22 protein-coding genes and 2 pseudogenes are annotated in these 24,392 nt (G+C 37.9%); all 24 read left to right on the top strand.

Annotated elements, in window-relative coordinates; genetic code table 11:
- The first annotated feature begins 13 nt into the window (after window positions 1-13).
- Complete coding sequence (locus L6469_RS11360; protein WP_006283737.1) at window positions 14-1,459, top strand: flippase; 1,446 nt, start codon at window positions 14-16, stop codon at window positions 1,457-1,459.
- The gene (locus L6469_RS11355; protein ID WP_006283739.1) at window positions 1,447-2,673 is read left to right on the top strand and encodes an O-antigen polymerase; all 1,227 of its coding nucleotides are present in this window, start codon (window positions 1,447-1,449) and stop codon (window positions 2,671-2,673) included. Before L6469_RS11360 ends, L6469_RS11355 begins: the two co-directional genes overlap by 13 nt.
- Complete coding sequence (locus L6469_RS11350) at window positions 2,666-3,775, top strand: glycoside hydrolase family 99-like domain-containing protein (protein WP_006283740.1); 1,110 nt, start codon at window positions 2,666-2,668, stop codon at window positions 3,773-3,775. The genes L6469_RS11355 and L6469_RS11350 overlap by 8 nt, the downstream gene beginning before the upstream one ends.
- The gene (locus L6469_RS11345; protein ID WP_162091567.1) at window positions 3,765-4,796 is read left to right on the top strand and encodes a glycoside hydrolase family 99-like domain-containing protein; all 1,032 of its coding nucleotides are present in this window, start codon (window positions 3,765-3,767) and stop codon (window positions 4,794-4,796) included. Before L6469_RS11350 ends, L6469_RS11345 begins: the two co-directional genes overlap by 11 nt.
- Window positions 4,793-5,884, top strand: coding sequence for a glycosyltransferase family 4 protein (locus L6469_RS11340; RefSeq protein ID WP_006283742.1), 1,092 nt, complete (start codon window positions 4,793-4,795; stop codon window positions 5,882-5,884). The genes L6469_RS11345 and L6469_RS11340 overlap by 4 nt, the downstream gene beginning before the upstream one ends.
- 221 nt (window positions 5,885-6,105) lie before the next feature.
- Complete coding sequence (locus tag L6469_RS11335) at window positions 6,106-7,455, top strand: Gfo/Idh/MocA family oxidoreductase (protein WP_006283744.1); 1,350 nt, start codon at window positions 6,106-6,108, stop codon at window positions 7,453-7,455.
- Window positions 7,452-8,186 carry an SDR family NAD(P)-dependent oxidoreductase gene (locus tag L6469_RS11330; protein ID WP_006283745.1) on the top strand — a complete coding sequence of 245 codons (735 nt, stop codon included), beginning with the start codon at window positions 7,452-7,454 and terminating at the stop codon, window positions 8,184-8,186. The genes L6469_RS11335 and L6469_RS11330 overlap by 4 nt, the downstream gene beginning before the upstream one ends.
- Window positions 8,187-8,191: 5 nt before the next feature.
- On the top strand, window positions 8,192-8,971 hold the full coding sequence (locus tag L6469_RS11325; protein ID WP_081456357.1) for a CDP-alcohol phosphatidyltransferase family protein: 780 nt from the start codon (window positions 8,192-8,194) through the stop codon (window positions 8,969-8,971).
- A 19-nt stretch (window positions 8,972-8,990) separates the two neighbouring features.
- Window positions 8,991-9,980, top strand: a complete 990-nt coding sequence (locus tag L6469_RS11320; protein ID WP_006283747.1) for an NAD-dependent epimerase/dehydratase family protein — start codon at window positions 8,991-8,993, stop codon at window positions 9,978-9,980.
- A 1-nt stretch (window position 9,981) separates the two neighbouring features.
- Window positions 9,982-10,539, top strand: a complete 558-nt coding sequence (rfbC, locus tag L6469_RS11315) for a dTDP-4-dehydrorhamnose 3,5-epimerase (protein ID WP_006283748.1) — start codon at window positions 9,982-9,984, stop codon at window positions 10,537-10,539.
- A gap of 10 nt (window positions 10,540-10,549) precedes the next feature.
- Window positions 10,550-11,548: a glycosyltransferase family 8 protein gene (locus L6469_RS11310; RefSeq protein ID WP_006283749.1), complete on the top strand. Its 999-nt coding sequence runs from the start codon at window positions 10,550-10,552 to the stop codon at window positions 11,546-11,548.
- Between the two features lie 51 nt (window positions 11,549-11,599).
- Window positions 11,600-12,616 carry a kinase gene (locus L6469_RS11305; RefSeq protein ID WP_006283750.1) on the top strand — a complete coding sequence of 339 codons (1,017 nt, stop codon included), beginning with the start codon at window positions 11,600-11,602 and terminating at the stop codon, window positions 12,614-12,616.
- Between the two features lie 2 nt (window positions 12,617-12,618).
- A complete protein-coding gene (locus L6469_RS11300; RefSeq protein ID WP_006283751.1) occupies window positions 12,619-13,266 on the top strand; it encodes an SIS domain-containing protein in 648 nt (215 codons plus the stop codon).
- Between the two features lie 13 nt (window positions 13,267-13,279).
- A complete protein-coding gene (gmhB, locus tag L6469_RS11295; protein ID WP_006283752.1) occupies window positions 13,280-14,563 on the top strand; it encodes a D-glycero-beta-D-manno-heptose 1,7-bisphosphate 7-phosphatase in 1,284 nt (427 codons plus the stop codon).
- 47 nt (window positions 14,564-14,610) lie between these two features.
- Window positions 14,611-15,648 carry a glycosyltransferase family 2 protein gene (locus L6469_RS11290; protein WP_006283753.1) on the top strand — a complete coding sequence of 346 codons (1,038 nt, stop codon included), beginning with the start codon at window positions 14,611-14,613 and terminating at the stop codon, window positions 15,646-15,648.
- Between the two features lie 27 nt (window positions 15,649-15,675).
- Window positions 15,676-16,257: pseudogene (rfbC, locus tag L6469_RS11285) on the top strand (dTDP-4-dehydrorhamnose 3,5-epimerase).
- A 1-nt stretch (window position 16,258) separates the two neighbouring features.
- Complete coding sequence (gene rfbD / locus L6469_RS11280) at window positions 16,259-17,146, top strand: dTDP-4-dehydrorhamnose reductase (protein WP_006283756.1); 888 nt, start codon at window positions 16,259-16,261, stop codon at window positions 17,144-17,146.
- Window positions 17,147-17,157: 11 nt separating this feature from the next.
- The gene (rfbA, locus tag L6469_RS11275) at window positions 17,158-18,060 is read left to right on the top strand and encodes a glucose-1-phosphate thymidylyltransferase RfbA (RefSeq protein WP_006283757.1); all 903 of its coding nucleotides are present in this window, start codon (window positions 17,158-17,160) and stop codon (window positions 18,058-18,060) included.
- Window positions 18,061-18,080: 20 nt separating this feature from the next.
- Window positions 18,081-19,265 carry a dTDP-glucose 4,6-dehydratase gene (locus tag L6469_RS11270; RefSeq protein ID WP_006283758.1) on the top strand — a complete coding sequence of 395 codons (1,185 nt, stop codon included), beginning with the start codon at window positions 18,081-18,083 and terminating at the stop codon, window positions 19,263-19,265.
- 33 nt (window positions 19,266-19,298) lie between these two features.
- Window positions 19,299-20,360, top strand: coding sequence for a dehydrogenase (locus tag L6469_RS11265; RefSeq protein WP_006283759.1), 1,062 nt, complete (start codon window positions 19,299-19,301; stop codon window positions 20,358-20,360).
- Between the two features lie 16 nt (window positions 20,361-20,376).
- Window positions 20,377-20,978: pseudogene (locus L6469_RS11260) on the top strand (SIS domain-containing protein).
- 206 nt (window positions 20,979-21,184) lie between these two features.
- Window positions 21,185-21,904, top strand: a complete 720-nt coding sequence (locus L6469_RS11255; protein ID WP_143067220.1) for a hypothetical protein — start codon at window positions 21,185-21,187, stop codon at window positions 21,902-21,904.
- 164 nt (window positions 21,905-22,068) lie between these two features.
- On the top strand, window positions 22,069-22,221 hold the full coding sequence (locus L6469_RS11250) for a hypothetical protein (protein WP_155815440.1): 153 nt from the start codon (window positions 22,069-22,071) through the stop codon (window positions 22,219-22,221).
- Window positions 22,222-22,504: 283 nt separating this feature from the next.
- Window positions 22,505-24,364, top strand: coding sequence for a glutamine--fructose-6-phosphate transaminase (isomerizing) (gene glmS / locus L6469_RS11245; RefSeq protein WP_006283763.1), 1,860 nt, complete (start codon window positions 22,505-22,507; stop codon window positions 24,362-24,364).
- The last annotated feature ends 28 nt before the right edge of the window (window positions 24,365-24,392 follow it).

Raw genomic sequence — 24,392 nt, 5'->3', positions numbered from 1 at the left:
CGAAGTTTGTTATATGAAATCAGGAATTAAGTCAAATTTTATTTTTGACATCCTCAATACAGTTACAAACCTACTATTTCCTCTTATTACGTTTCCGTATATTTCTAGAGTTTTATCTCCAGATGGTATAGGTATTGCAAGTTTTTGTCAGTCTACTATTGCTTATATTGTGATGATAGCTGCGCTTGGCATTCCTACATATGGCACACGTGAAGTATCAAAAATTAAGGATGATAAAGTTAAGTTATCTCAATTCACATATGATATAGTCTTTATTCATGCTGCATTTTCTATTTTAGCGTATGCGTTTGCATTATTATTGTTGTTTGTACCAGTAATATCAAATGTGGCTAGTATCTATTTGATAGCATCTTTGCATATCATTCTAAACCTTGTAGGTTTTACTTGGTTTTTTCAAGGTATCGAAGAGTTTAGGTATATAGCAATACGTGGATGTGTATTTCGAGTAATATCAGCGATTCTTTTATTTACGTTTGTCAAGGACTCTTCTGATGTTGATATTTATGTGTTTATATTAGTTATTGCTGAAGCTGGTAACAACATCTGTAATTTGTTTAAACTGAGGTCTATTGTATCTTTTAAGGGATTAAAACCGTCATATTCAATTTTTAAAAGACATATGAAAGAAATTTCTTATTTGTTTCTTTTTTCTGTCTCTACCTTGATTTATTTCAATACTGATAATATCATGATTGGTTTTATTAAAGATACTGAGGCTGTAGGATATTATGCCCCAGCTTTGAAAATTCAAAGACTATTAATGGGACTTGTATTGTCAGTAAGTACAGTGTTGTATCCAAGACTTTCTAAGTTGTCATTGGATAATAAAGAGGAATTCAACAAACTTTCACGGAGAGGAATAAAAGCTATTTTTGCGATTGGAGTTCCTATTATAGCGGGAGTGTATTCGGAGGGTAAGGACGTTATTCAATTATTTGCCGGCGATGATTTTTTACCTTCATCATGGGCTTTGTATTTATTAGCACCGGTTATCGTGCTGGGAGTATGTTCTAATTTGATTTCAAGACTATTAATTTGTCAGAAGCTTGATATTACTGTGTTGAAGTGTACTTCAATCGGAGCAATAACAAATATTTTGTTGAATGGAGCATTAATCTATTTCCTTTCCTATAATGGAGCAGCTATTGCTAGTACAATATCTGAGATTGCAGTATTGGGAAGTATGTTAGTAATTGGATATTATTACCTTCCTCAAAATTTGTTTAGTAAAACTTTAGTAAAATATCTTCTGGCAGGTGGTGTGATGTTTCTTTCAATTTGGTGTATTCCAATTTTCGAAATAAATATTGTTCTTTCACTTGTTTTCAAGTCAACAGTGGGACTATTAGCTTATTTGTTAGTTCTTTTTGTATTTAAAGATGACATTATTCTACCTGTTATCTTTCAATTCATAAATAAATATCGATGCCGACAATAAATTTTTTATTATACGCTTTCTTATCGTATATTTTGTGGAAAAAAAGATGTAAAGTGGTGTTATTCATTTCTTTACTATGGAGTTTTTCTGCCTTAATGGGAATTTATTATTATAGTTCAGATTCTTATAGGGGGGGACTTTATGACATTACTTTAGGACCATTTGTTTTCCTTTTTGTTGGATTTGTTATTTTGTTAATTCCTCTAATAAAACAAAAGAAAGAAATTCATCATGTTATATATAAAAAAAGAATCTATATAGATATAATCTCATGGATTATAGTCCTTATATGTATAGAACCTTTTTGTGAATTATTATATCTTTTCTATGATTTAATTACATCTGGTAGAATAATGTTGCTCGGAGCAAGTTACGATGATGTATCAAATGATAATGCTGAAGCCCTTGTGCAATTAAGTGTACTTGGCAAGTCCTTAGCTGTTTATTCCCGCAATTTTAAGATTATTACTCCTGTTTTGTTTTTCTATTACCTTCAACAGGAAAAAACTAATGCTTTTTTGTTAATTGGATTGTTGTGTGTGTCTATTTCACCGTCGCTCAATAATCTTACTATTGGCAACAGAACTGAATTAATTTGGTTTTTACTTTATTTCTCTACTTTATACCTTTTGTTAAAAAATACCATACACCCTAGTAAGACTAAATATTTTAAAGTCATTTTAATTACGATCTTTAGTGTTTTTCTGACTTTTTTTATAGCTATTACACTAGGTCGCTATCTTATTGGCTATGGCGAAGATTCTGCTTCTAGTTTTTTGATTCAGTATACAGCTGAAAGTATGTATAACTTTAATACAAACGCGTTTCACGAGCCAACTCCATTGTATGGTCATCAAGCTTTTAATTATTTTATTGATAAGGCAAATGGTACAGCTAGTACACTTGGGGATTTTCGTGACTATTTAAATGTTCATATGAGGAGTCCGTCTTGGATTTTTTATAGTATAATTGGCGATTTCTATATCGATTTTGGACTCATAGGGGCTCTTCTGTTTATAGTAGTTGTAAGCCTTATTTATCGTAACACTTTATCAGGAACTTCTATCAATCTCGAAGTCCTTTTATTATTCTCTATTTATCTCTATGCTGTTGCAAATGGCCTGTTTTATTGTTGTTACATGATGAGTTGGGCTCCCGCAATATATTGTTTTTTATTTTATTTATTATTAAAACTTTTAAAAATAAATGGATAAACCAGAAATAATAGCTTTCTATCTACCTCAGTTTCATCCTTTCAAGGAAAATGATGAATGGTGGGGTAAGGGTTTTACTGAATGGACAAATGTGGGAAAAGCAAAACCACTTTTTAAAGGTCATAACCAGCCTCGCGTTCCTACAGAGCTAGGGTATTATGATCTTCGTTTGCCAATTGTTCGAGAACAACAAGCTGAGATGGCTCGTGAAGCTGGTGTTACAGCATTTTGTTATTGGCATTACTGGTTTGGAAATGGTAAGCGGCTTATTCCTGAAGTCTTCGATGAAGTCTTAGCATCAGGTTCTCCAGATTTCCCATTTTGTTTAGGATGGGCAAATCACTCTTGGATGGCTAAGAATTGGAATTCTGATGGAACCACTACCGAAAAATTGTTAATGGAGCAAACATATCCAGGACAAGATGACGAAAAGTTACATTTTCAGTTCTTGTTAAAAGCCTTTAATGATAAAAGATACGTTAAGATTGACGGGGCTCCATTATTATTCATATTTGCTCCTATGGATGTACCTGAAGAGTATCTCGTCAATTTTAGGAAGTGGACAAAAGAAGCCGGATATCCGGATTTATTTTTAGTGGCCAATGTAAACCATTCTAAGGCTACCAAAGAAGTGTTGAAAAACAAGGGGTTTAATGCTATGGTCTTTCAGAGGTTATCTTTCAATTCAGAACCGAGTGTTTTGGTAAAAGATAAAATTAAGAGGAGACTAATAAGGATAAAAGATCAAGTTAAAGGTTTTATACTGCATAGGCCTCCTTTTATTGGTGATTATTCCAAAAATTATCATAAGTTGATTACATCAAAGGAAAAAGATGAGTTTGTTATTCCGCAACTTTTACCACAGTGGGATCACACTCCTAGGAGTGGATGGAATGGTACTCTCTTGATAAATTGTAAACCGGAGTATTTCTATGAACATTCTAAAGAAGCACTGAACATCGTAAAGAACAAACAAAATAAAATCATCTTTCTTAAATCTTGGAACGAATGGGGTGAGGGAAATATGATGGAGCCGGATTTAACGTATGGACGTGGATTCATTAATGCATTACGAAAAGCTGTTGATGAATATGAAGAATAATATATTGGTGTTTATACTAATTATATTTTTCAGTATCAATTGTTTCGCTAAAGAGGATATTTTGGTCGGAACTTATTATTTCGGTGGTTGGAGTGGTGAAAATACGGATAAAAGACTCAGAGATATTAAAGCCCCAATGCATTTAACCTACAAATTGTTTTCTGATTTTTCTAATCGGAAACCAATATGGGGGTGGAGAGACGACGATGTTAAATTAATGGAGAAACAAATTGATTTAGCTTCCAATAGCGGAATTGATTTTTTTACATTTTGTTGGTATTGGTATGATGACAATGATTCGATTAATATAAGAAAAATAGAAGAATCACCTTTAAATCAATGCATAGAGTTGTTCTTAAAGGCAAAAAATAGTAAGAAGTTGAAATTTTCTATTTTAGTTGCTAATCATAATGGATATCGCATTAATGGTAGTAATTTCGAGAAATGTATAAGCTATCTTAGCGAAAAGTTTTTTTCCAAGCCCAATTATCTCCTACTTAACAATAAACCAGTAATCGAATTTTTTGATTCGGAGTCTCCGATTCCTTATATTCCCCAAATTAGAAAAAAAACAATTGATAATTGTTCTACTGATTTATATATCATTTCAAAGGGTGTTATCAACGAAAACTATGATGCTGTTTCTTGGTATAATATTGCTGAGGGAGGTACAGTAGGTGAATATCGTCCATACAGTTCATTAAACCAGTATGTGATTAAAAAATGGTATTCTATTCCTAGTTCCATTTCTGTTTTCCCCTTGTGTATGACAGGATGGGATAAAAGACCTTGGTTTCAGAACGAAAATTTTATATATTACAAAAGACCTTCTAGTAAGGAGTTTTATAAGCAATTAAATAGTGCCAGTTTTTTTTTGAACGCAAGAAAGAATGCACCGAAAGTTATCATGATTTATGCTTGGAATGAATATGGTGAAGGTGGATATATGACTCCTACAATTGGAGACAAAAAGGGAGTTCTTCTTAAACAAGTAAAACGTTTTAAAAAGCTAACAAGATGATAAAGTTAGTATATTTTAATCTAGGAGGCTTTGGTGACACTGATGTCACAGTGCTAAAACATCTTAATAAGGAATATGATTTAACTTGGTTCTTTTTAGATGAACCTTTGAAAAATGTAAATCTAACAAAGGAACAAGCTGAACAGTATGCAAGAGAGAATAATATAAAGCTTCATGTTTGTACTCGATGTTTCAAACAAAGAAGTTATAAGAATGTCTCTTTCTTTTCTAAGATAAGGCGAAGAATGAATCAAATCGATCCTGATTTGATTTTTACATGTATCTCAGAGTGGGGATGGATGATGCAAGTTCCGTTTCTAAAGTGTGATAATATAATTTATGGTATACATGATGTCAAGCATCACACCTATAGTAAGTCCTTCATTAGAGATTTAAATTTTAAAATTAAAAACATAACAAAAAAACTGTATAAGCATAATTGTGTTTTTTCGTCTAACCAAGCTAGATTGTATCAGGAACTATATGGTAAAACTGTTGCTAATTTAGGGATGAGTTATAAAAATTTTGGCTCATCTAATCTCAAAGTTGCTGATATTTCAGAAGGAGTAAAACTTCTATTCTTTGGTAGCATTCATTTATATAAAGGCTTAGACTTGCTCATACAGAATATTGAGACTCTATATGATAGAGGTTGTCGTAACTTAACTTTAACAATAGCAGGTAAAGGACCAGATTGGGATCTTTGCTCTAAATATATCCGTCATAAAGATTTGTATAACCTGAATATTCGTTTTGTTGACAATAGTGAAATTCCTGATTTGTTCTCAACACACCATTTATTGGTGTTGCCATATCGTGATGCTACTCAGTCAGGACCTCTTCTGACAGCATTATACTATGGCCTTCCAATCATTGCTCCTAATTTTGGTTGTTTTGCTGAGACGTATGATGATAAATCTGGTTTTTTATATTCTCAGGGACAATTGATTGAAGCTTTATGTAAGGCATCAAAAATGTCTGCTTCTGATTATTTGGAATTGGTAGCTAATTGTAGAAAAAGGCGCCAAATATTTAGCGAAGAAAATATTTCTCAGAATTATATAAACTATTTTAATAGTTTGCTATGATTTTTTCCGATGATAATTTCGAATTAATTAGTAGAGAAACCATCTTTTCTTGTGACGATTATAAGACTTTGGCTTCATTAAGCCAGAAGATGACACATAATTGTGCGGAAGAAGCAAAAAGAAAAATCGAGCACTCGAAACATTATTGCAAGGAACGATTAGAAAAACTACGCTATGATTTTTTGAAAGATTTTATATCAAAGTAAATAAATTGCTAATAAATGAAGAAAGTAATTACATATGGGACATACGACCTTCTGCATCAAGGTCATATAAATTTGCTTCGTAGGGCAAAAGAACTTGGAGACTACTTGATTGTGGGAGTCACTAATGATAGTTTTGATAGGGAACGAGGAAAACTAAATGTACGTAACAACGTGCTTGAACGCGTCGAGGCTGTCAAGGCTACCGGTTTTGCTGATCAGATAATTATTGAGGATTATGTGGGCCAGAAAATAGATGATATTCAGAAATATGATGTAGATATTTTTGCGATTGGTTCAGATTGGGAGGGTAAGTTCGATTATCTTAATGAATTTTGCAAGGTTGTATATCTTCCGCGAACAGAAGGTATTAGCTCTACGATGCTTCGTGATGAGTCAACAGTTGATGTCCGCATTGGCATAATTGGTTGTGGACGCGTTGCAAAACGCTTTCCTTCAGAAGCGGATGTCGTTAGTGGCGTCAAGGTGGTAGCTGCTTATGATATCAACAGCCAGGCAACCCACTCTTTGACTGATAAGTCTGACGGAATAACAGCATACGATAATCTCACAGACTTCTATAATGCAGTTGATGCAGTTTATATAGCCACCCCTCACCTTACGCATTATGATTATATTAAACAGTGCATAGCTGCTGGCAAGCATGTATTATGTGAAACCCCTCTTGTTCTTAAATCAGATAGAGCAAAAGAAGTTTATTCGCTTGCCAAAGAAAAAGGGGTGTTTCTTATGGAGGCAAACAAAACGGCACACTGTCCTGCATTTAACCACCTTATGGTAATGATTAAGTCCGGAGTGATTGGTGAGGTGGTAGATGTCGAAGCATCGCTCTCTAAATTATGGGACGACGACAAAACACTACGAGAGTTTGACCCTAACCAGGCAGGCGGCTCCATGTATGAGTTAGGCAGTTACCCGCTACTTCCAATTATGAAACTTTGTGGTATTCATTACGAGAATCTGAATCTCTATTCACGTATGAAGAATGGTGTAGATATGTATACCAAAGGGGTATTCCGATACCAGAATGCTGTTTGTTCATTTAAAGTGGGCCTTGGTGTAAAGACCGAAGGCAATCTAATTATTTCAGGAACAAAGGGGTATGCCTATGTACCTGCCCCATGGTGGAAGACTGATTATTTTGAGTTGCGTTATGAAGATCAAAATCAAAATAAGAAATTTTTCTACAAATGGGATGGTGCGGGGTTACGATATGAAATACAAGAGTTTATATCCTGTATAGTTAATCACAGACAAAGTACGGCAAGACTCCGTAGACGTGAAAGCATTGCGATGGCTGAGATTATGCAACAATTCACAGAACGTAAAAATATGATGATGATATGAAGAGAATATTGATTGTGGGGGGCGCAAATGGTATAGGTTTATCCATTGCAAAAGTATTAGCCTCCAAAAATGATACAGAAAAAATCTACATTGTTGACAAGGCAGTTTTGTCAGATAACTATAAAGAGGATAAAATTGAAAGCTTTCAATTCGACTTAACAAGTGATGATTATAGCATCTTTAACAAATTTACAGATATCGATAGCTTGGTGATAACTGCAGGTTTTGGAAAATTGGCTTTATTTGAGGATATACCGGATGAAATGATATCAACATATTTTAATGTCAATACCATTGCAATTATCAGATTAATAAAGCATTTCTATAATCGCCTCCTTTCAAAAGAAAATTTCTATTGCGGAGTCATGGTTAGCATTGCCGGCTTTATGTCATCTCCATTTTTCTCGCTCTATGGTGCAACGAAAGCAGCACTGAAAATATTCATAGAGAGTGTAAATGTCGAGTTAGAGAAATCTGGAACCACAAACAGAATATTAAATGTATCACCTGGTTCAATAAAAGGAACTAGTTTTAATCAGGGAACGACAGACCTCTCATTAACAGCACCATTGGCTAATGAAATCGTTTATCATTTGCGTAATAAAGACGATTTGTTCATCCCTCAATACGAAGAAGTATTTAAGGCTGTGCTAGAAAGATATCATAATGATTTCAGGAAAGAAGGTTCTCATTCATATGATTATAAAATAAATTCGGGAAGATTAAAATAAGAAATATGCAAAAGAAATATTCATTTACGTCAATGAAGGAATCCATGCCTGCATGGAAACGCAAGAAGGATCCAGTTTTAACTAAGGTATTTTATCGTCCAGTCTCATTTTGGTTTGCTAGTATATGTGCTAATAATGGTGTCAGACCTAACACCATTTCTTATATTTCAACAATTGTTGGTATAATCTCTTGTGCACTATTTTTATTTCCGAATAATTTTGAAGCACAATTGTTAGGAGCAATACTTGTTAATGTATGGATTGTTATGGATTGTATAGATGGCAATCTTGCACGTGGTTATATGCGTCAACCTTTTGGAGAATTTGCAGATGGTACAAGTAGCTATATTCTTGTTGGCTATATGTGTACCGCATGGGGATTCGCTGCATATTTTGATGGAGGCTTATTTATAGAATCTGGATGCCCATGGGTTATATTAATGGGTGCAATTGCTTCTTCTTCAGATGCTTTAATGCGATTAGTATATCAGAAATATAAAAATGTAGAAACTGATATGATAACTCGTAATATTATTGACCCGGAGCCAGATAAGCACACGGATCATTCTCAAGTAGGTAGTTTTCGTTCTCGTATAGAGAATGAATTGGGTCTTGGTGGTTTATTACCCTGTGCGATTCTTATTGCAACAATTTTCCATGCATTGGATATAATTGTCATTTATTGTTTATTCTATTATGGTGGCTCAGCTTTAATCGGTTCCTTGATTTATTTTAAGAAGGCGATAAAAGCTACTGCGAAGTATCAAAATAGAATGCCTAATTAGCATAATAATTTGATTTGTTATGAACATCTTAATTACTGGTGGAACAGGTTTCATCGGCAGAAAACTGATTCCTGAATTGAAAAAGCAAGGACACAACATAAGTGTGTTGTGCAGAAATAAGGAAAAAGCATTAAGCATATTGCCAAATGATTGTAAGATTATTATAGGCGATATCACTGACGCAGAATCACTAAAGGGTTGTTGTGATGGTATCGATATGGTATATCAGTTGGTTGGTCTTTCAGGCAACGAACTACCTTCGGAGCATCAATTCGCACGGTTTCGTAAAGTGAATGTTGAAGGTCTCCACAATATTGTGATGGAAGCAGAACGTGCTCATGTAAAGCGATTCATACAGGTAAGCTCGATTGCTGCTATGGGTATTGTGAAGCAGATGCCAATTAATGCGGAGAGTAAATGTGAACCATATCTGCCCTATCAGGTTAGTAAACGTGAGGGAGAATTGCTGGTATTAAAAGAGGTGAAAGAAAAGAACTTTCCAGGAATCATCATCCGACCAGCAAAAGTATATGGTGTAGGCGGTGAAGATTCTTATCAATCTATCATCAAGATGTGTAAGAAAGGTATATTCCCCAAGGTGGGACTAAAAGATACCCAAGTAAGCCATTGCTATGTTGATGATTTGATAACCACCTTATCATTGCTTACCGAAAAAGGCAAGATTGGCGAAATATATATCTGTGCAACCGAGAAAGGCATCGGCTTTTACGAGAGTGTAGAACTGGTTGCAAAACTGATGGGCAAAAAGGTTAAGATGATTCCCATCCCAAGATGGCTGATGGCATCTATGGCTTATTGCATAGAGGTCGTATTCGGATGGATGGGTAAAAAGGCGCCTGTAACACGCAGGAATGTGATTGCTGCTACTACAGATAGAATCTACGATTTTACAGCAAATAAACGCGATATTGGTTTTGTTAGTAGTGTTACGATGGAAGAAGGCATACGCAGGTGTGTAGAGTATAACAAAGCAAAAGGATTGTTTTAATATGGACATCTTTCCTGTCAATATTAAAGATGCAAAAATCTTGATTCCTCAATTGTTCACCGACACAAGAGGAGACTTTATGGAATTCTATAATGAGAATACGCTTAATAAAGAGGGTATTAAGGATGTATTTGTTCAGGACAATATCTCATCTTCCATAAAAGGCGTGTTAAGGGGAGTGCATACCCAGTTAAAGTATCCTCAAGCTAAAATCGTGTCATGCTTGAAAGGAATCATTTGGGATGTAATTGTAGATTGCCGGATAGACTCACCTACATTTGGTAACTGGTATGGGGAATTTTTAACTGCAGATAATCACAAGCAGTTATACGTACCTCAGGGGGTGGCTCACGGTTATTATACTCTGTCAGAAGCCACAATCTTAATGAAGGTAACCACTCACTATACCCCCGGCGATGAGATTGGTTTTAATTGGGATGATGAATCTATCGGAATTGATTGGCCGTTGGATTGCGAATCGGAACCGATTCTTGCAGAAAAAGACAAGAATTGGGGCAGTTTCGATGATATGATAAGGATAATTAGTGATTATAGATAATAAAGATTGTATGAACATAGTCTATACTTGTGACAATAACTTTGTATGGATAATGGGGATATCGATGATATCCCTTTTTGAAAACAATAAAGGATGTAAGGATATTAATGTGTATCTTCTAGGCGATCATGTATCCGAGGATAGTAAGAACATCTTGGATAGTATAGCCTTGAAGTTTCAACGACATTTTGCTTTGATAGATGTACCAGACTTGAATATCCCAGAGAAGTTGAGTAGTAACAGATGGCCCAAGAGCGCTTTTACCAGAATGTTTGCGGGCGAGTTGCTGCCTATAGAGGTAACAAAGGCAATCTATCTTGATTGCGACACAATTATTAGTGGTGATATACAGGGAATGGAGGCTTATATCAAAGAAGATGTGGCAATTTGTGGCGTTAAGGACTGTGTGAGCCGACCCTATAAAGCAAAAATTGGCATTGGTAAAGATGGTAGCTATATTAATGCAGGTGTGTTGGCAATGAATATTAAGAAACTGCGCGAATTTGATATACGTAAGATGATTGCAGAGTTTGTAGATAATTATGAGTCTGCTATCAGTTATGCCGACCAAGATATATTAAATGGCATTTTCAAGGGAGAGTTTGGCATATTGCCGCCTCAGTATGATTTGATGACGATGATTAATACCTATACATATAAGGAACTACAGCAGATACGCCACCCGCATAATTATTATAGCGCAGAAGAAATTGAGTTCTCAAAGAAGAATCCCCTGATAATACATTTTACAACAGCGATGTTGAATATTCGACCATGGTGCGAGGGCTCAAAACACTCTTATGCCTGGATGTTTGAGAAATATCAAGCTATGAGCCCTTGGGCAGCTAGGCAAAAGGGCAAATCAAATTTCTCCGCCAATGAGTATAAGATAATCCGAAAGATATTAATGTTACCCAAGCCATTAGCTTATAGGCTGCTTGGCTTAATACACGCTTATCTTAGACCTTGCTATATCATAGCAACATCAAACATAAAGAAATACTTGTGATATAGATACTGGTATAGATAGAATAGTTTATAATAATTTGGATGAGGAAAAATGATAATTACAAAAACCCCATTTAGAATGTCGTTCTTTGGAGGCGGTACAGACATGCCTTCGTTCTTCAACGAGCATGGAGGTGCTGTTATCTCCACAACATTCGACAAATATTGTTATGTGAATGTGAGACATATGCCTCCATTCCATCCCTATATCTCAGAGTTGGTACATAATCGCTTCGAGCGAGTTAATGACATTGAAGACATTGAGCATCCGCTGATACGTGAGTGTATGCGGCTCCATGATATCCATGAAATTCGCCTGACTTACGAGGGAGATTTGCCAGCACGTACTGGTTTGGGGACCAGCTCGACTTTTGCAGTAGGTATGCTGAATGCTTTCTGTGCCTTAAAAGGTAAGATGATGAGCCATCGCCAACTGGCAGAGGAAGCAATCCGTGTAGAGCGTGATATTTTGAAAGAGAATGGAGGATGGCAAGATCAGGTGGCCGCCGCCTATGGAGGTTTGAACCGTATAGATTTTAAGAGTAATGATTTCTCCGTTCATCCCATCATCATCAGTCCTGAGCGCAAAAAGGAACTGGATGAAAATCTCCTTCTGTTTTATACAGGCGTGCAACGCTTCTCTTCGGAAATTCAGGCTGATACTTTCGGAAAACCTGTTGACAAAACACAGCAACTGAAAGATATGTTAGCATTGGTAGATGAAGCAGAAAAAGTTCTGACTAATAAAGATACTAGTTTAAATGAGTTTGGAAAACTGCTGGATACCACTTGGAAATTGAAGCGAGGTACAGGGTCTAAGATTAGCAACGGAAGTATTGATGAACTCTATGACATAGCCATTAAGGCAGGCGCTCTTGGTGGCAAATTATTAGGAGCTGGTGGAGGAGGATTCCTATTGTTCTATTGCGAGAAGGAAAAGCAGGAGCATCTAAAGAAGGCTTTGGATAAATTGATGATTGTGCCTTTTAACTTTGAAAACGACGGTGCACAGGTGCTTTACTATGCGCCACAGAGTTATTCGCCAAGAAAAGAATTCTTATTAAAGTAATTATGGATTTAAGATTAGAGCAGCATATAGACCATCTGATTGACAGGTATCCAAAATTGATTGTATGCAGAGAAGAAATTGTAAAAGCATATGAGTTACTTGAGATTGCCTATAGCAGTGGTCGCAAGTTGTTGGTGTCAGGTAATGGCGGCTCAGCTTCTGACAGTGAGCATATCGTTGGCGAGTTGATGAAAGAGTTTAAACTGAAGCGTAAAGTTTTTAGTGAACAGGCGGAGGCTTTAAAAAGGGTTGATGCTGAATTAGGACAGACATTGGCTGAGCACCTGCAAGGTGCATTACCTGCAATCTCTTTGACAGGTCACTCTTCGCTTACCACAGCGTTTATGAATGATGCTATGCCAGAACTGGTATTTGCCCAGCAGGTTAATGGCTATGGTAAGCCTGGTGATGTGTATTTGGGAATCTCAACATCTGGTAACAGTAAGAACGTGTTGTATGCAGCTGTAAATGCCAAGGCAAAAGGATTAAAGGTAATAGGATTAACCGGCGCAAAAGAGAATAAATTGATGAAGTATGCTGATGTGTGTATCCGAGTACCTGAAACTGAGACTTATAAGATTCAGGAGTTGCATTTGCCTGTTTACCATTGCCTATGTTTGATGTTAGAAGATAGATTCTTCGGTAAATAAAAAACGAAAACATATGAAAGTTGTAATTATGGCAGGCGGACGAGGTACTCGCATCGCCGAACTTTTCCCTGATATTCCAAAGCCTTTGATACCTGTTGATGGTATGCCAATTCTCGAAAGAGAGATTAGGTCGTTAGCCTCACAAGGTTTCAAAGATCTGATTTTGACTGTAGGCTATCTCGCAGAAAAGATAATGAACTATTTCGGTGATGGCAGTCAGTTGGGAGTTAAGATTGATTATTTTGTAGAGGAAACGCCACTTGGCAACGCGGGTGCTTTATTCCAGTTAAAAGATAAGATTGGTAATGAACCATTTTTCCTTCTTAATGCCGATGCAGCCTTTGACGTGGATTTTAACCGAATGCTAGCATTTCATCAGCAGCATGGTGGGGTCGTAACCCTTTTCACTCATCCTAATTCGCATCCTTATGATAGCGGGCTGATTATTGCCGACAAAGACGGTAAAGTTGAAAAATGGCTTAGTAAGGAAGACGAACGCCCACAATGGTACAATAATCGAGTAAATGCCGGACTTCATGTAATAGATCCTAAGGTACTTGAGCTTAGTCTTGAAAATCTGGAGATAGACCCGGCGACGGGCTTTCCTAAAGGCAAGGTAGATTTGGACCGACAGATTCTCAAACCTTTGTGCGGAACTGGGAAGATGTTTTGTTATGATAGTCCTGAATACGTAAAGGATATGGGAACGCCAGAACGTTTCCTTCAGGTTGAAGCGGACTATAAGAACGGCGTTGTTCAGGCAAAGAATCTTCATAACAAACAGAAAGCCATTTTTCTGGATCGTGATGGAACTATCAATAAGTATGTGGGGTTCCTTCGCAATATTGACGATTTCGAATTGATTGAGGGTGTATCGGACGCCATAAAGAAGATAAATCAAAGCGGCTTTCTGGCTATTGTCGTAACCAATCAGCCTGTTATCGCTCGAGGTGAAGTAACTTGGGATGAACTGCAGGAAATCCACAAGAAGATGGAAACACTACTTGGTATGGATGGTGCTTACATTGATGGTCTATATATTTGTCCTCATCACCCAGACAAAGGCTTTGATGGTGAACGCCCAGAATATAAGTTTGATTGTGACTGTAGAAAACCCAAACCAGGTTTGTTGTTGCAAGCAGCCAAGGATTACAACATCAACCTTAGCGAAAGCTATATGATTGGCGATAGCGAAAGAGATGTTGAAGCAGGAAAGGCAGCAAGTTGTAAAGACTCAATCTTGATAGAAACAAATAAGGAGAATGCTTTACTGGATGGGTGTGATAGCATCGTCTGAATGTTGCGAGATAGAAATCTGACTATTATTAATAAAGAAATGTAAGAATGGAAAATTATTTAGTATCTATTGTTGTGCCAATATATAAGGTACCGGAGTGTTATCTTCGTCAATGTATAGAAAGTTGTATCAATCAGACTCTTAAAGAAATAGAGATTATACTAGTTGATGATGGATCACCAGATGATTGCGGTAAGATTTGTGATGAGTATGCTGCAAAAGACAAACGCGTTAAAGTGATTCATAAACAGAATGGTGGTTTAGCTGCTGCTAGAAATTCTGGGCTTAATGCGGTGAGTGGTGAAACCATGATGTTCCTTGATGGAGATGATTTTTTGGATAAAGATTGCTGTAAAATTACATACAATCTACTTATTGAAAAGAATGTGCAGATTGTATTATTTGATCAACAATTGGTTTATCAGAAGTCAGTTAAACCGTCGCCAGTATGCTACAAAGACTCAGAGATGTTTAGTTCAAATCTTGAGTGCAGAGATTTGCAGGCACGTATTCTTGATTTTAATGGTTGGGTTGGAACATCTACAAGTAAACTTGTCAGAATGGATTACCTGAAGAAAATTGGTTTTAAAACAGATTTCGGACTTAGACAAGGAGTGGAAGGATTTATCTCAAATATTGTTTTATTTGAACATGCGGAATCGGCATTCTATATTCATCAACCTTATTATAACTATGTTTATAATGATACAAGTATAACCCATACACCTAATATTGAAAACAATAGGTTACTTATTAAAGGTATGGAATACTTAGAAAGTTATGCCAATACTCATCCTGTTACTCCTTCATATAGAAGAAATCTATTAAATAGAATATTGTATTTAGTTATTACAGCTGCAATACAAGGTTGTTTTAATCCTGCCAATACGATGACGTATAAGGAGCAAGTTCAATGGTATTCGGATTATTTAAATAATGATCTCATTAAAAAAGCTTTTATCGAAGCTGATCGTGTAGGTTTGAATGGTCAGAGAAAGGTTGTTCTTTTTTTGATTGAGCATAAATTGTTTAGAGGATTGCAATTACTTGCTTATCTCAGAAAGTTACAATTAAAAAAACGATAGATGAAGGAATTTATATAATCACAAACGATGGAAGTAATAAAGACAAAAATCGATGGTGTTGTAATCATCGAACCTAAAGTGTTTAAAGATGCGCGTGGATATTTCTTTGAATCATTCTCGCAGAGAGAATTCGAGGAGAAGGTGCGTAAGATTAATTTTGTTCAGGACAACGAGAGTATGTCGAGCTATGGCGTGATGCGTGGTTTGCATTTCTAGCGCCCACCATTCACACAGAGTAAGTTGGTGCGTTGCGTAAAGGGTGCTGTGCTCGATGTAGCTGTGGATATCCGTAAGGGTAGTCCTACTTATGGACAGCATGTGGCAGTAGAGCTTACCGAGGATAATCATCGCCAGTTCTTTGTGCCTCGTGGTTTTGCTCATGGTTTTGCAGTGCTCTCTGAAACAGCTGTATTCCAGTATAAGTGCGATAACTTTTATCACCCCGAGGCAGATGGTGGCATCTCAATTGTTGACGACAGCTTAGGCATAGATTGGAAGATAGATGCCGAAAAGGCACTGCTGTCAGAAAAAGACACTAAGCACGTGCTGTTGGAGGATTTCGATAGTCCATTTGATATTAACGTAGATTTATATCCAGAGTTTAAGTAAGATGAACATACTTGTAACAGGTGCCAACGGACAGTTGGGCAACGAGATGTGTATTGTTGCTAAGAACACAAACGATAATTATATTTTTACGGATGTAAACGAGGTAGAAGGGCTTGAAACCACCTACCTTGACATTACTGATATTGATGCCATCCGCAAGATGGTAAAGGAGCATGATGTAAATGCCATTGTTAACTGTGCGGCATGGACCAATGTGGATGCTTGCGAGACTGACGAGAAGTTGGCAACTCTTGCAGAGAAACTGAATGCAGATGCCCCAGAGAATCTTGCCAAGGTGATGAAGGAGGTAGATGGTTGGTTGATACAGATTTCTACTGATTATGTATTCGGTAAAGAGCCATACAACGTGCCATGCGGTCCTGACCAGAAAGGTACACCAACAGGCGTATATGGCACAACCAAGCTGCATGGCGAGCAGAAAATAATCGCTACTGGTTGTAAGTACGTGATTATTCGTACTGCATGGCTGTATTCGGAGTTTGGTAAGAACTTCTGCAAGACGATGTTGAATCTCACTGCCACCAAACCTGCACTGAAGGTGGTATTCGATCAGGCAGGAACACCTACTTATGCACTCGATTTGGCCAATGCCATCGTAACCATCCTGCAAAACCCACAGGTAGGTGTATTCCACTTTAGCAATGAGGGCGTTTGCTCGTGGTATGATTTTACACAGATGATAGCCAAGATTGCGGGTAATACAGATTGCGATATCCAACCTTGCTATAGCTCTGAATATCCATCACCAGTTACTCGCCCATCATATTCGGTGCTCGATAAACGAACCATTAAGGAAACCTTCGGCGTAAAGGTGCCTTATTGGGTTGATTCGTTAGAAAAATGTATTGCTAACTTACAAAACAAATAATATTAATCTTTATGAAAGGTATTGTATTAGCAGGCGGCTCAGGTACTCGCCTTTATCCAATAACAAAAGGCATTAGCAAACAGTTGATGCCAATATATGACAAGCCCATGGTATATTACCCCATCAGTGTGCTGATGCTGGCTGGTATTCGTGACATTTTGATTATCTCTACACCATACGATTTGCCAGGCTTTAAGCGATTGCTTGGTGATGGTAGCGACTATGGTGTGAACTTTACATACGCAGAGCAGCCTTCGCCAGATGGACTTGCCCAGGCTTTTACTATTGGTGCCGACTTTATTGGCGATGATAGCGCATGCCTTGTGCTTGGCGATAACATCTTCCAAGGCCCTGGCTTTACCAAGATGCTGAAAGAGGCTGTACGTACAGCCGATGAGGATAAGAAAGCAACAGTATTTGGCTATTGGGTAAACGATCCTGAGCGTTATGGAGTGGCAGAATTTGACAAGGAAGGTAACTGCCTGAGTATCGAGGAGAAACCCAAGCAGCCAAAGAGCAACTATGCCGTTGTTGGTCTTTACTTTTATCCAAATAAGGTAGTAGAGGTGGCTAAGAATATCAAGCCTTCGGCTCGTGGAGAATATGAGATTACTACCGTAAATCAGCAGTTCCTGAGTGATGGCGAATTAAAGGTGCAGACATTAGGGCGTGGATTTGCATGGCTGGATACTGGTACGCACGACTCGCTTTCAGAAGCAAGTACTTACGTAGAGGTGCTTGAGAAGCGTCAGGGTCTGAAGATTGGATGCCTTGAGGGCATCGCTTACCGCCAGGGTTGGATTACTGAGGAGCGCATGCGCGAATTGGCTCAGCCCATGCTGAAGAATCAGTATGGCCAGTACCTGCTGAAGGTAATTGACGAGGTGAAAGAAACTGGTCAGGCTAATTTGTAACTCTAAATAGGTTGCTAAAGATGAAGCGAAATATCGTTATTACTGGTGGCGCAGGCTTTATTGGAAGCCATGTAGTGCGCTTGTTTGTGAACAAGTATCCCGAGTATCACATTATCAACCTCGACAAGTTGACTTATGCTGGTAACTTGGCTAACCTGAAGGACATCGAGAACAAACCCAACTATGAGTTTGTGAAGATGGACATTTGCGACTTTGATGCATTCTACAAACTGATGCAGGACAAGAAGGTTGACGGTATCATCCACCTGGCCGCTGAGAGTCATGTAGACCGCTCGATTAAGGATCCGTTTACATTTGCCAAGACCAACGTAATGGGTACTTTGAGTCTTCTCCAGGCAGCTAAGCTGTATTGGGAGTCACAACCAACTCCTTATGAGGTGAGGCATGAAGTAATGGTCAATGGTCAATGTTCAATGGTCAATGTTCCTTGCCGCTTCTACCATATCTCAACCGATGAGGTTTATGGCGCACTGGAGCTGACACACCCAGAGGGTATCGAGCCTCCATTCACAACTACCGCATCAAGCTCAGAGCATCATCTGGCTTATGGCGATAAGTTCTTCTTGGAGACTACCAAGTATAATCCTCACTCACCATACTCGGCTTCGAAAGCATCATCTGACCATTTTGTTCGCGCATTCCACGATACCTACGGCATGCCTGTAGTAGTAACTAACTGCTCTAACAACTACGGTCCTTACCAGTTCCCCGAGAAGCTGATTCCTCTGTTCATCAACAATATTCGTCATCGCAAGCCACTGCCTGTTTACGGTAAGGGCGAGAACGTACGCGACTGGCTGTATGTTGAGGACCATGCTCGTGCCATCGACGTGATTTTCCACGAGGGTAAGATTGCCGATACCTATAATATCGGTGGCTTTAACGAGTGGAAGAACATCGACATCATCAAGGTGGTGATTAAGACCGTCGACCGCTTGCTGGGTCGTAAGGAAGGCGAGGATATGGACCTGATTACCTACGTTACCGACCGTGCCGGGCACGATTTGCGTTATGCTATCGACAGCTCAAAACTCCAGAAGGAACTGGGTTGGGAGCCATCGCTGCAGTTCGAAGAGGGTATTGAGAAGACCGTTCGCTGGTATCTCGACAATGAAGAATGGTTGAATAACATTACCAGCGGAGATTACGAGAAGTACTATGATTCTATGTATAAGTGTAGATAATCTTATAAAATAAGAAAACAAAAAAAATAATAAATGATTATACGCAGTAAAGCTCCTCTTCGCTTAGGTTTGGCAGGAGGAGGTAGTGATGTCTCGCCGTATAGTGACATTTATGGAGGTCTTGTATTAAACGCAACAATCAATCTGTATTGTTTCTGTACGATAGAGGAAACGGATGATAATCTGATTTGTATTGATGCTTACGATGCCAATACACATGAAAATCTACCATTGAGCGAAAGACTTGAAATAGATGAACATGCGCCATTGGTTAAAGGCGTATACAATCGTATCGTTAAAGACTTTGGATTGAAACCATGCTCTTTCAAGATTACAACTTACAATGATGCTCCTGCTGGTAGTGGTTTGGGGACGTCATCTGGTATGGTGGTATGTATCCTAAAAGCATTTGTTGAGTGGTTAAATCTTCCTTTGGGCGATTATGAGTTAGCGCGACTTGCTTATGAGATAGAGCGTATTGACCTCGGATTCCGTGGGGGTAAGCAAGATCAATACGCAGCTGCTTTTGGTGGATTCAACTATATGGAATTCCTGAAGGATGACATGGTTATCGTTAATCCTCTTAAGGTTAAACGTTGGATAATTGATGAACTTGAGGTATCTATGGTTCTATACTTCACTGGCAAATCTCGTTCTTCTGATGCTATTATTAGTGAGCAAATGAAGAATACAAAAGAAAAGAAGGAAGATGCCATAGAAGCTATGCATATCGTTAAACAGACAGCGGTGGATATGAAAATGGCACTGCTTAAAGGTGACATAGACTCTTTGGCAGATATTCTACGTATTTCATGGGAAAATAAGAAGAAACAAAGTAGTCATATCACTAACCCTATGATTGATGATGCAATGAAGGTTGCATTTGAGCATGGCGCTAAGGCCGGTAAGGTAAGCGGTGCTGGTGGCGGCGGTTTTATCATGTTCATAGTTGAACCAACAAAGAAGAAGGAAGTTATTGATGCATTGAATAAATTGGATGGAAGAACTATGCCATTTTCGTTCACAGATGGGGGAGTACATGGGTGGAAGATCTATCCGACAGACAATGTTGCATCAATGAGTTATACAAAATAAATATTATAAAGTTTCTATGGAGGCCAATATTAAGAAGCATATTGACTTACTTGTTAGACGTTATCCAATCCTTTCTGCATGTGCTGATGATATAGCGAATGCATATGAAGTATTGGAAACTACCTATAGTAATGAAGGTAAATTACTTGTGTACGGTAATGGTGGTTCGGCATCAGACGCAGAGCATATCGTAGGCGAGCTGATGAAAGAATTCAAGCTAAAGCGCAAAGTGTATGCAGAACAATGCGAAGCGATGAAAGCTATTGATCTAGAAATGGGTACAACTTTGGCAGAAAATCTCCAAGGTGCCCTTCCTGCAATTACCCTTACAGCGCACTCTTCCTTAACAACTGCCTATATGAATATAGTGAGCCTCTTTTAGTCTTTGCTCAGCAGGTAAATGGATATGGTAAACAGGGTGATGTGTTCATGGGTATCTCAACATCTGGTAACAGCAAAAATGTTATTTATGCCGCAATTACAGCTAAGGCAAGAGGTCTTAAGGTTATAGGTTTGACTGGTGCTAAAGAAAGTAAGTTAATGGAGCTCTCTGATGTATGCATCCGTGTGCCAGAAACAGAGACTTACAAAATCCAGGAATTACACTTGCCTGTATAACATTGCCTTTGTTTGATGCTTGAAGACCATTTCTTTGCCACTAAATAATATTATAATGAAGACTATACTTATGGCAGGCGGACGAGGAACTCGTATCGCTGAGCTTTCCCCAATATCCCAAAACCTTTGATTCCTATTGACGGAATGTCTATTCTTGAAAGAAAAATAAGGTTTACTTGCTTCTCAAGTTTTTACAGACCTTGAGATTGACAGTTGGTTATCTCGCTGACAAAATAATAGAATTTTTCGGAGATAGTAGCCAATTGGGGGGGAAGATAGAATATTTCATAGAAAAAATTCCGCTCGATAATGCTGGCGCATTGATCCAGTTAAGAGATAAGATAGGTAATGAGCCTTTCTTCCTGTTTAATGCTGCTGCATTTGATGTGGATTTAAACAGGATGTTTGACTATCATAAGAAACATGGATGTTTCGTTACGCTATTCACTCATCCTTATTCACATCCTTACGATAGTGTATTGATTATAGCGGATAAAGACGGAAATGTAAGAAAGTGGCTTAATAAGGAAGAAGAACGTCCTCAATGGTATAAACCGAGTGAATGCAAGACTTCTGAAGTTCTTGGATTGAGTCTAGCATATTTAGACATAAACTTCAATACAAGTTTTCCTAGGGAAAAAGTTGATTTGAACCGTCAGATACTCAAGCTCCTGTTCCAACTTGGGATTTTAATGTGGTGTTTTAACTCAGTCATTTTTATCGACATGTTATACAAGATAGTATCTCCAACAAGTTTTATATTTTTATGGCCAAAAGCAGAAAGATTGTACGTCTTCTTCACTATGAACCTAGCTTCTATGTTTACAAAGCCAATTGGCTCTTGCCAACGAGGAAAAAGCAAGTCTTCGAAAGCAGGTAAATGCCTTGCTTACGGAGATCAAATTGCTTCAGAAATCCTCAACTAAAAATACTACGGAGCTAAAAACTACTATCAATGAACTTTCTGCAAGACTCAAAGAAAGCAATGGGCAGATGATAAAGCTCAACGGATACCATTATATACCAAAGTAGTTTGCTTGCAGCCAAGGAGGAGCTGATAGAGGCCTTAAAAATAAGATTGCGAATCAGAATGACCAGATACAAAATGGCCGCAAACATCTCTATGGCAAGAATGCTGAACGGTAAGGTAGATGTCATATACTATTGTATTGTTCACATTGGCTGTTGGGTACATGCCCGAAGAAAATGGATAGAAGCGTTACCTTCAGATACAAGAGTCTAGGAGATAATCAATATGATAAGCGAACTCTTCCAAAACGAAATATCATTTAGGGCCTTAGGTCTGAAACCTTTTGAAATAGAGGACCGACGTAAGCGAAAATCGATGCAACTTTTGAAAAGGATACATGCCTTATTACCTTGCTACTATAATAAATGAAGTTAAAAACCAAAAATCTTTTTTTCGCTAAATGTAAAGATGCCCAGTAAATATGGGTGATCTGACAATAGAACGTTTACAAAATGAAGTATCGTTAATGAAGAATCATTTAAATAATAATTAATTTATGTGTGGAATAGTAGGATATATAGGCACAAAACAGGCTTACCCAGTTCTGATTAAGGGATTACACCGTTTGGAATACCGTGGATATGACTCTGCTGGTGTTGCTATGGTGCATAATGATTCCCTTAATGTATATAAAGCAAAAGGCAAAGTATCAGAATTGGAGCATGTTGCTTCCGATAAAGATATAGAAGGTTCTATAGGTATAGCTCATACTCGTTGGGCTACGCATGGGCAGCCTAATGCAACGAATGCTCATCCTCATGTATCGATGAGTGGTGATTTAGCTTTGGTGCATAATGGTATCATAGAGAATTATATCGAGTTGAAGCAGCAACTCATCGAGAAAGGTTATGAGTTTAAGAGCGAGACTGACACGGAGGTTCTTGTTCAACTGATAGATTATTCGTATCGTCAGACAGATAGCCTTTTGGATGCTGTATGTGCAGCCCTAAATAAGGTAATCGGTGCATACGCTATAGCTGTAATCGACAAGAATCATCCTGATACATTAATAGCTGCTCGCAAGTCAAGCCCATTGGTTGTTGGTGTTGGTGAGAATAACTCTGAATTCTTCGTGGGTAGTGATGCCTCTCCTATTGTAGAATATACTGATAAAGTCATCTATCTCGATGACGAACAAATAGCTTGTATTCGTCCAGGAGAAGATATTAAGATTATCGACTTGAATAATCATAGTGTTGACTTTGATATTAAGAAAGTAGATCTCGATATATCTCAATTGACTAAAGGTGGTTTCCCTCATTTTATGCTGAAAGAGATTTATGACCAGCCAGAATGTATTAGGAACTGTATTCGTGGCCGCTTATTCGTAGACCAAGAGCATCCTGAGAATAACAAGATTAATTTATCAGCTCTTAATAACTTTAAATCTCAACTTATTCGTGCTCGTCATGTCATCATTGTCGCCTGTGGTACTTCATGGCATGCTGGCCTTATTGGTAAGCAGTTGATTGAAAAAATGTGTCGTATCCGTGTTGAGGTGGAATATGCCAGTGAGTTCCGCTATCGTGAACCGGTGATTGATAAGGATGATGTCATTATTGCTATCAGTCAAAGTGGTGAAACGGCTGATACTTTAGCTGCTATTCAATTGGCTAAAGAGAACGGAGCTCTTGTATTTGGTATTGTCAATGGTGTAGGGTCTTCTATTGCACGTGAAAGCGATACGGGTGTTTATATTCATGTAGGTCCTGAGATTGGTGTAGCTTCTACAAAGGCATTTACTGGTCAGGTGGTTGTATTATCAATGCTTTCAATTGCGCTTGGCCATGCACTAGGCACAGTAACGGATAAGGAATATTCAGAGTATATAGCAGAATTGGCTACTATCCCTGAGAAGATACAGAAAGTTTTGGAGCAGAATGATAAGATAGACAAACTTTCAAATCGTTATACCTATGCCAAGAATTTCTTGTACTTAGGCCGTGGATTCAATTATCCTGTTGCTCTAGAAGGTGCATTAAAATTGAAGGAAATCTCATATATCCATGCAGAAGGTTACCCAGCAGCAGAAATGAAACATGGACCTATTGCATTGGTAGACGAAGATATGCCTATCGTTTTTATAGCAACTCATCACCAGCTCTATCAGAAGATAATCTCTAATATGAAAGAGGTAAAAGCTCGTAATGGTAGAATCCTCGCTGTGGTTACAGAAGGTGATATGGATGTAAGGGAGATTGCTGATGAGGTAATAGAGATTCCACAGACAATTGGTCCTTTTGCTCCGTTGCTTAGCGTTATTCCTTTGCAGTTGCTATCTTATCACGTAGCAGTGAAGAAAGGTCTAAACGTGGATATGCCTCGAAACTTGGCAAAGAGTGTGACGGTAGAATAAAAAGATTGACTTCAACTAAATTTAAATC

Origin of the sequence: Segatella baroniae B14 (assembly GCF_022024235.1) — a bacterium.
Classification (GTDB): Bacteria; Bacteroidota; Bacteroidia; order Bacteroidales; family Bacteroidaceae; genus Prevotella; species Prevotella bryantii.
The sequence above is the reverse complement of the archived record's forward strand: the minus strand, read 5'-3'. Positions and strand labels throughout refer to the sequence as shown.

Excerpts from the sequence above, each read along its gene's own strand:
- L6469_RS11360 (WP_006283737.1), top strand. The coding sequence starts at position 14 with ATGAAATCAGGAATTAAGTCAAATTTTATTTTTGACATCCTCAATACA.
- L6469_RS11355 (WP_006283739.1), top strand. The coding sequence starts at position 1,447 with ATGCCGACAATAAATTTTTTATTATACGCTTTCTTATCGTATATTTTG.
- L6469_RS11350 (WP_006283740.1), top strand. The coding sequence starts at position 2,666 with ATGGATAAACCAGAAATAATAGCTTTCTATCTACCTCAGTTTCATCCT.
- L6469_RS11345 (WP_162091567.1), top strand. The coding sequence starts at position 3,765 with ATGAAGAATAATATATTGGTGTTTATACTAATTATATTTTTCAGTATC.
- L6469_RS11340 (WP_006283742.1), top strand. The coding sequence starts at position 4,793 with ATGATAAAGTTAGTATATTTTAATCTAGGAGGCTTTGGTGACACTGAT.
- L6469_RS11335 (WP_006283744.1), top strand. The coding sequence starts at position 6,106 with ATGAAGAAAGTAATTACATATGGGACATACGACCTTCTGCATCAAGGT.
- L6469_RS11330 (WP_006283745.1), top strand. The coding sequence starts at position 7,452 with ATGAAGAGAATATTGATTGTGGGGGGCGCAAATGGTATAGGTTTATCC.
- L6469_RS11325 (WP_081456357.1), top strand. The coding sequence starts at position 8,192 with ATGCAAAAGAAATATTCATTTACGTCAATGAAGGAATCCATGCCTGCA.
- L6469_RS11320 (WP_006283747.1), top strand. The coding sequence starts at position 8,991 with ATGAACATCTTAATTACTGGTGGAACAGGTTTCATCGGCAGAAAACTG.
- rfbC (WP_006283748.1), top strand. The coding sequence starts at position 9,982 with ATGGACATCTTTCCTGTCAATATTAAAGATGCAAAAATCTTGATTCCT.
- L6469_RS11310 (WP_006283749.1), top strand. The coding sequence starts at position 10,550 with ATGAACATAGTCTATACTTGTGACAATAACTTTGTATGGATAATGGGG.
- L6469_RS11305 (WP_006283750.1), top strand. The coding sequence starts at position 11,600 with ATGATAATTACAAAAACCCCATTTAGAATGTCGTTCTTTGGAGGCGGT.
- L6469_RS11300 (WP_006283751.1), top strand. The coding sequence starts at position 12,619 with ATGGATTTAAGATTAGAGCAGCATATAGACCATCTGATTGACAGGTAT.
- gmhB (WP_006283752.1), top strand. The coding sequence starts at position 13,280 with ATGAAAGTTGTAATTATGGCAGGCGGACGAGGTACTCGCATCGCCGAA.
- L6469_RS11290 (WP_006283753.1), top strand. The coding sequence starts at position 14,611 with ATGGAAAATTATTTAGTATCTATTGTTGTGCCAATATATAAGGTACCG.
- rfbD (WP_006283756.1), top strand. The coding sequence starts at position 16,259 with ATGAACATACTTGTAACAGGTGCCAACGGACAGTTGGGCAACGAGATG.
- rfbA (WP_006283757.1), top strand. The coding sequence starts at position 17,158 with ATGAAAGGTATTGTATTAGCAGGCGGCTCAGGTACTCGCCTTTATCCA.
- L6469_RS11270 (WP_006283758.1), top strand. The coding sequence starts at position 18,081 with ATGAAGCGAAATATCGTTATTACTGGTGGCGCAGGCTTTATTGGAAGC.
- L6469_RS11265 (WP_006283759.1), top strand. The coding sequence starts at position 19,299 with ATGATTATACGCAGTAAAGCTCCTCTTCGCTTAGGTTTGGCAGGAGGA.
- L6469_RS11250 (WP_155815440.1), top strand. The coding sequence starts at position 22,069 with ATGACCAGATACAAAATGGCCGCAAACATCTCTATGGCAAGAATGCTG.
- glmS (WP_006283763.1), top strand. The coding sequence starts at position 22,505 with ATGTGTGGAATAGTAGGATATATAGGCACAAAACAGGCTTACCCAGTT.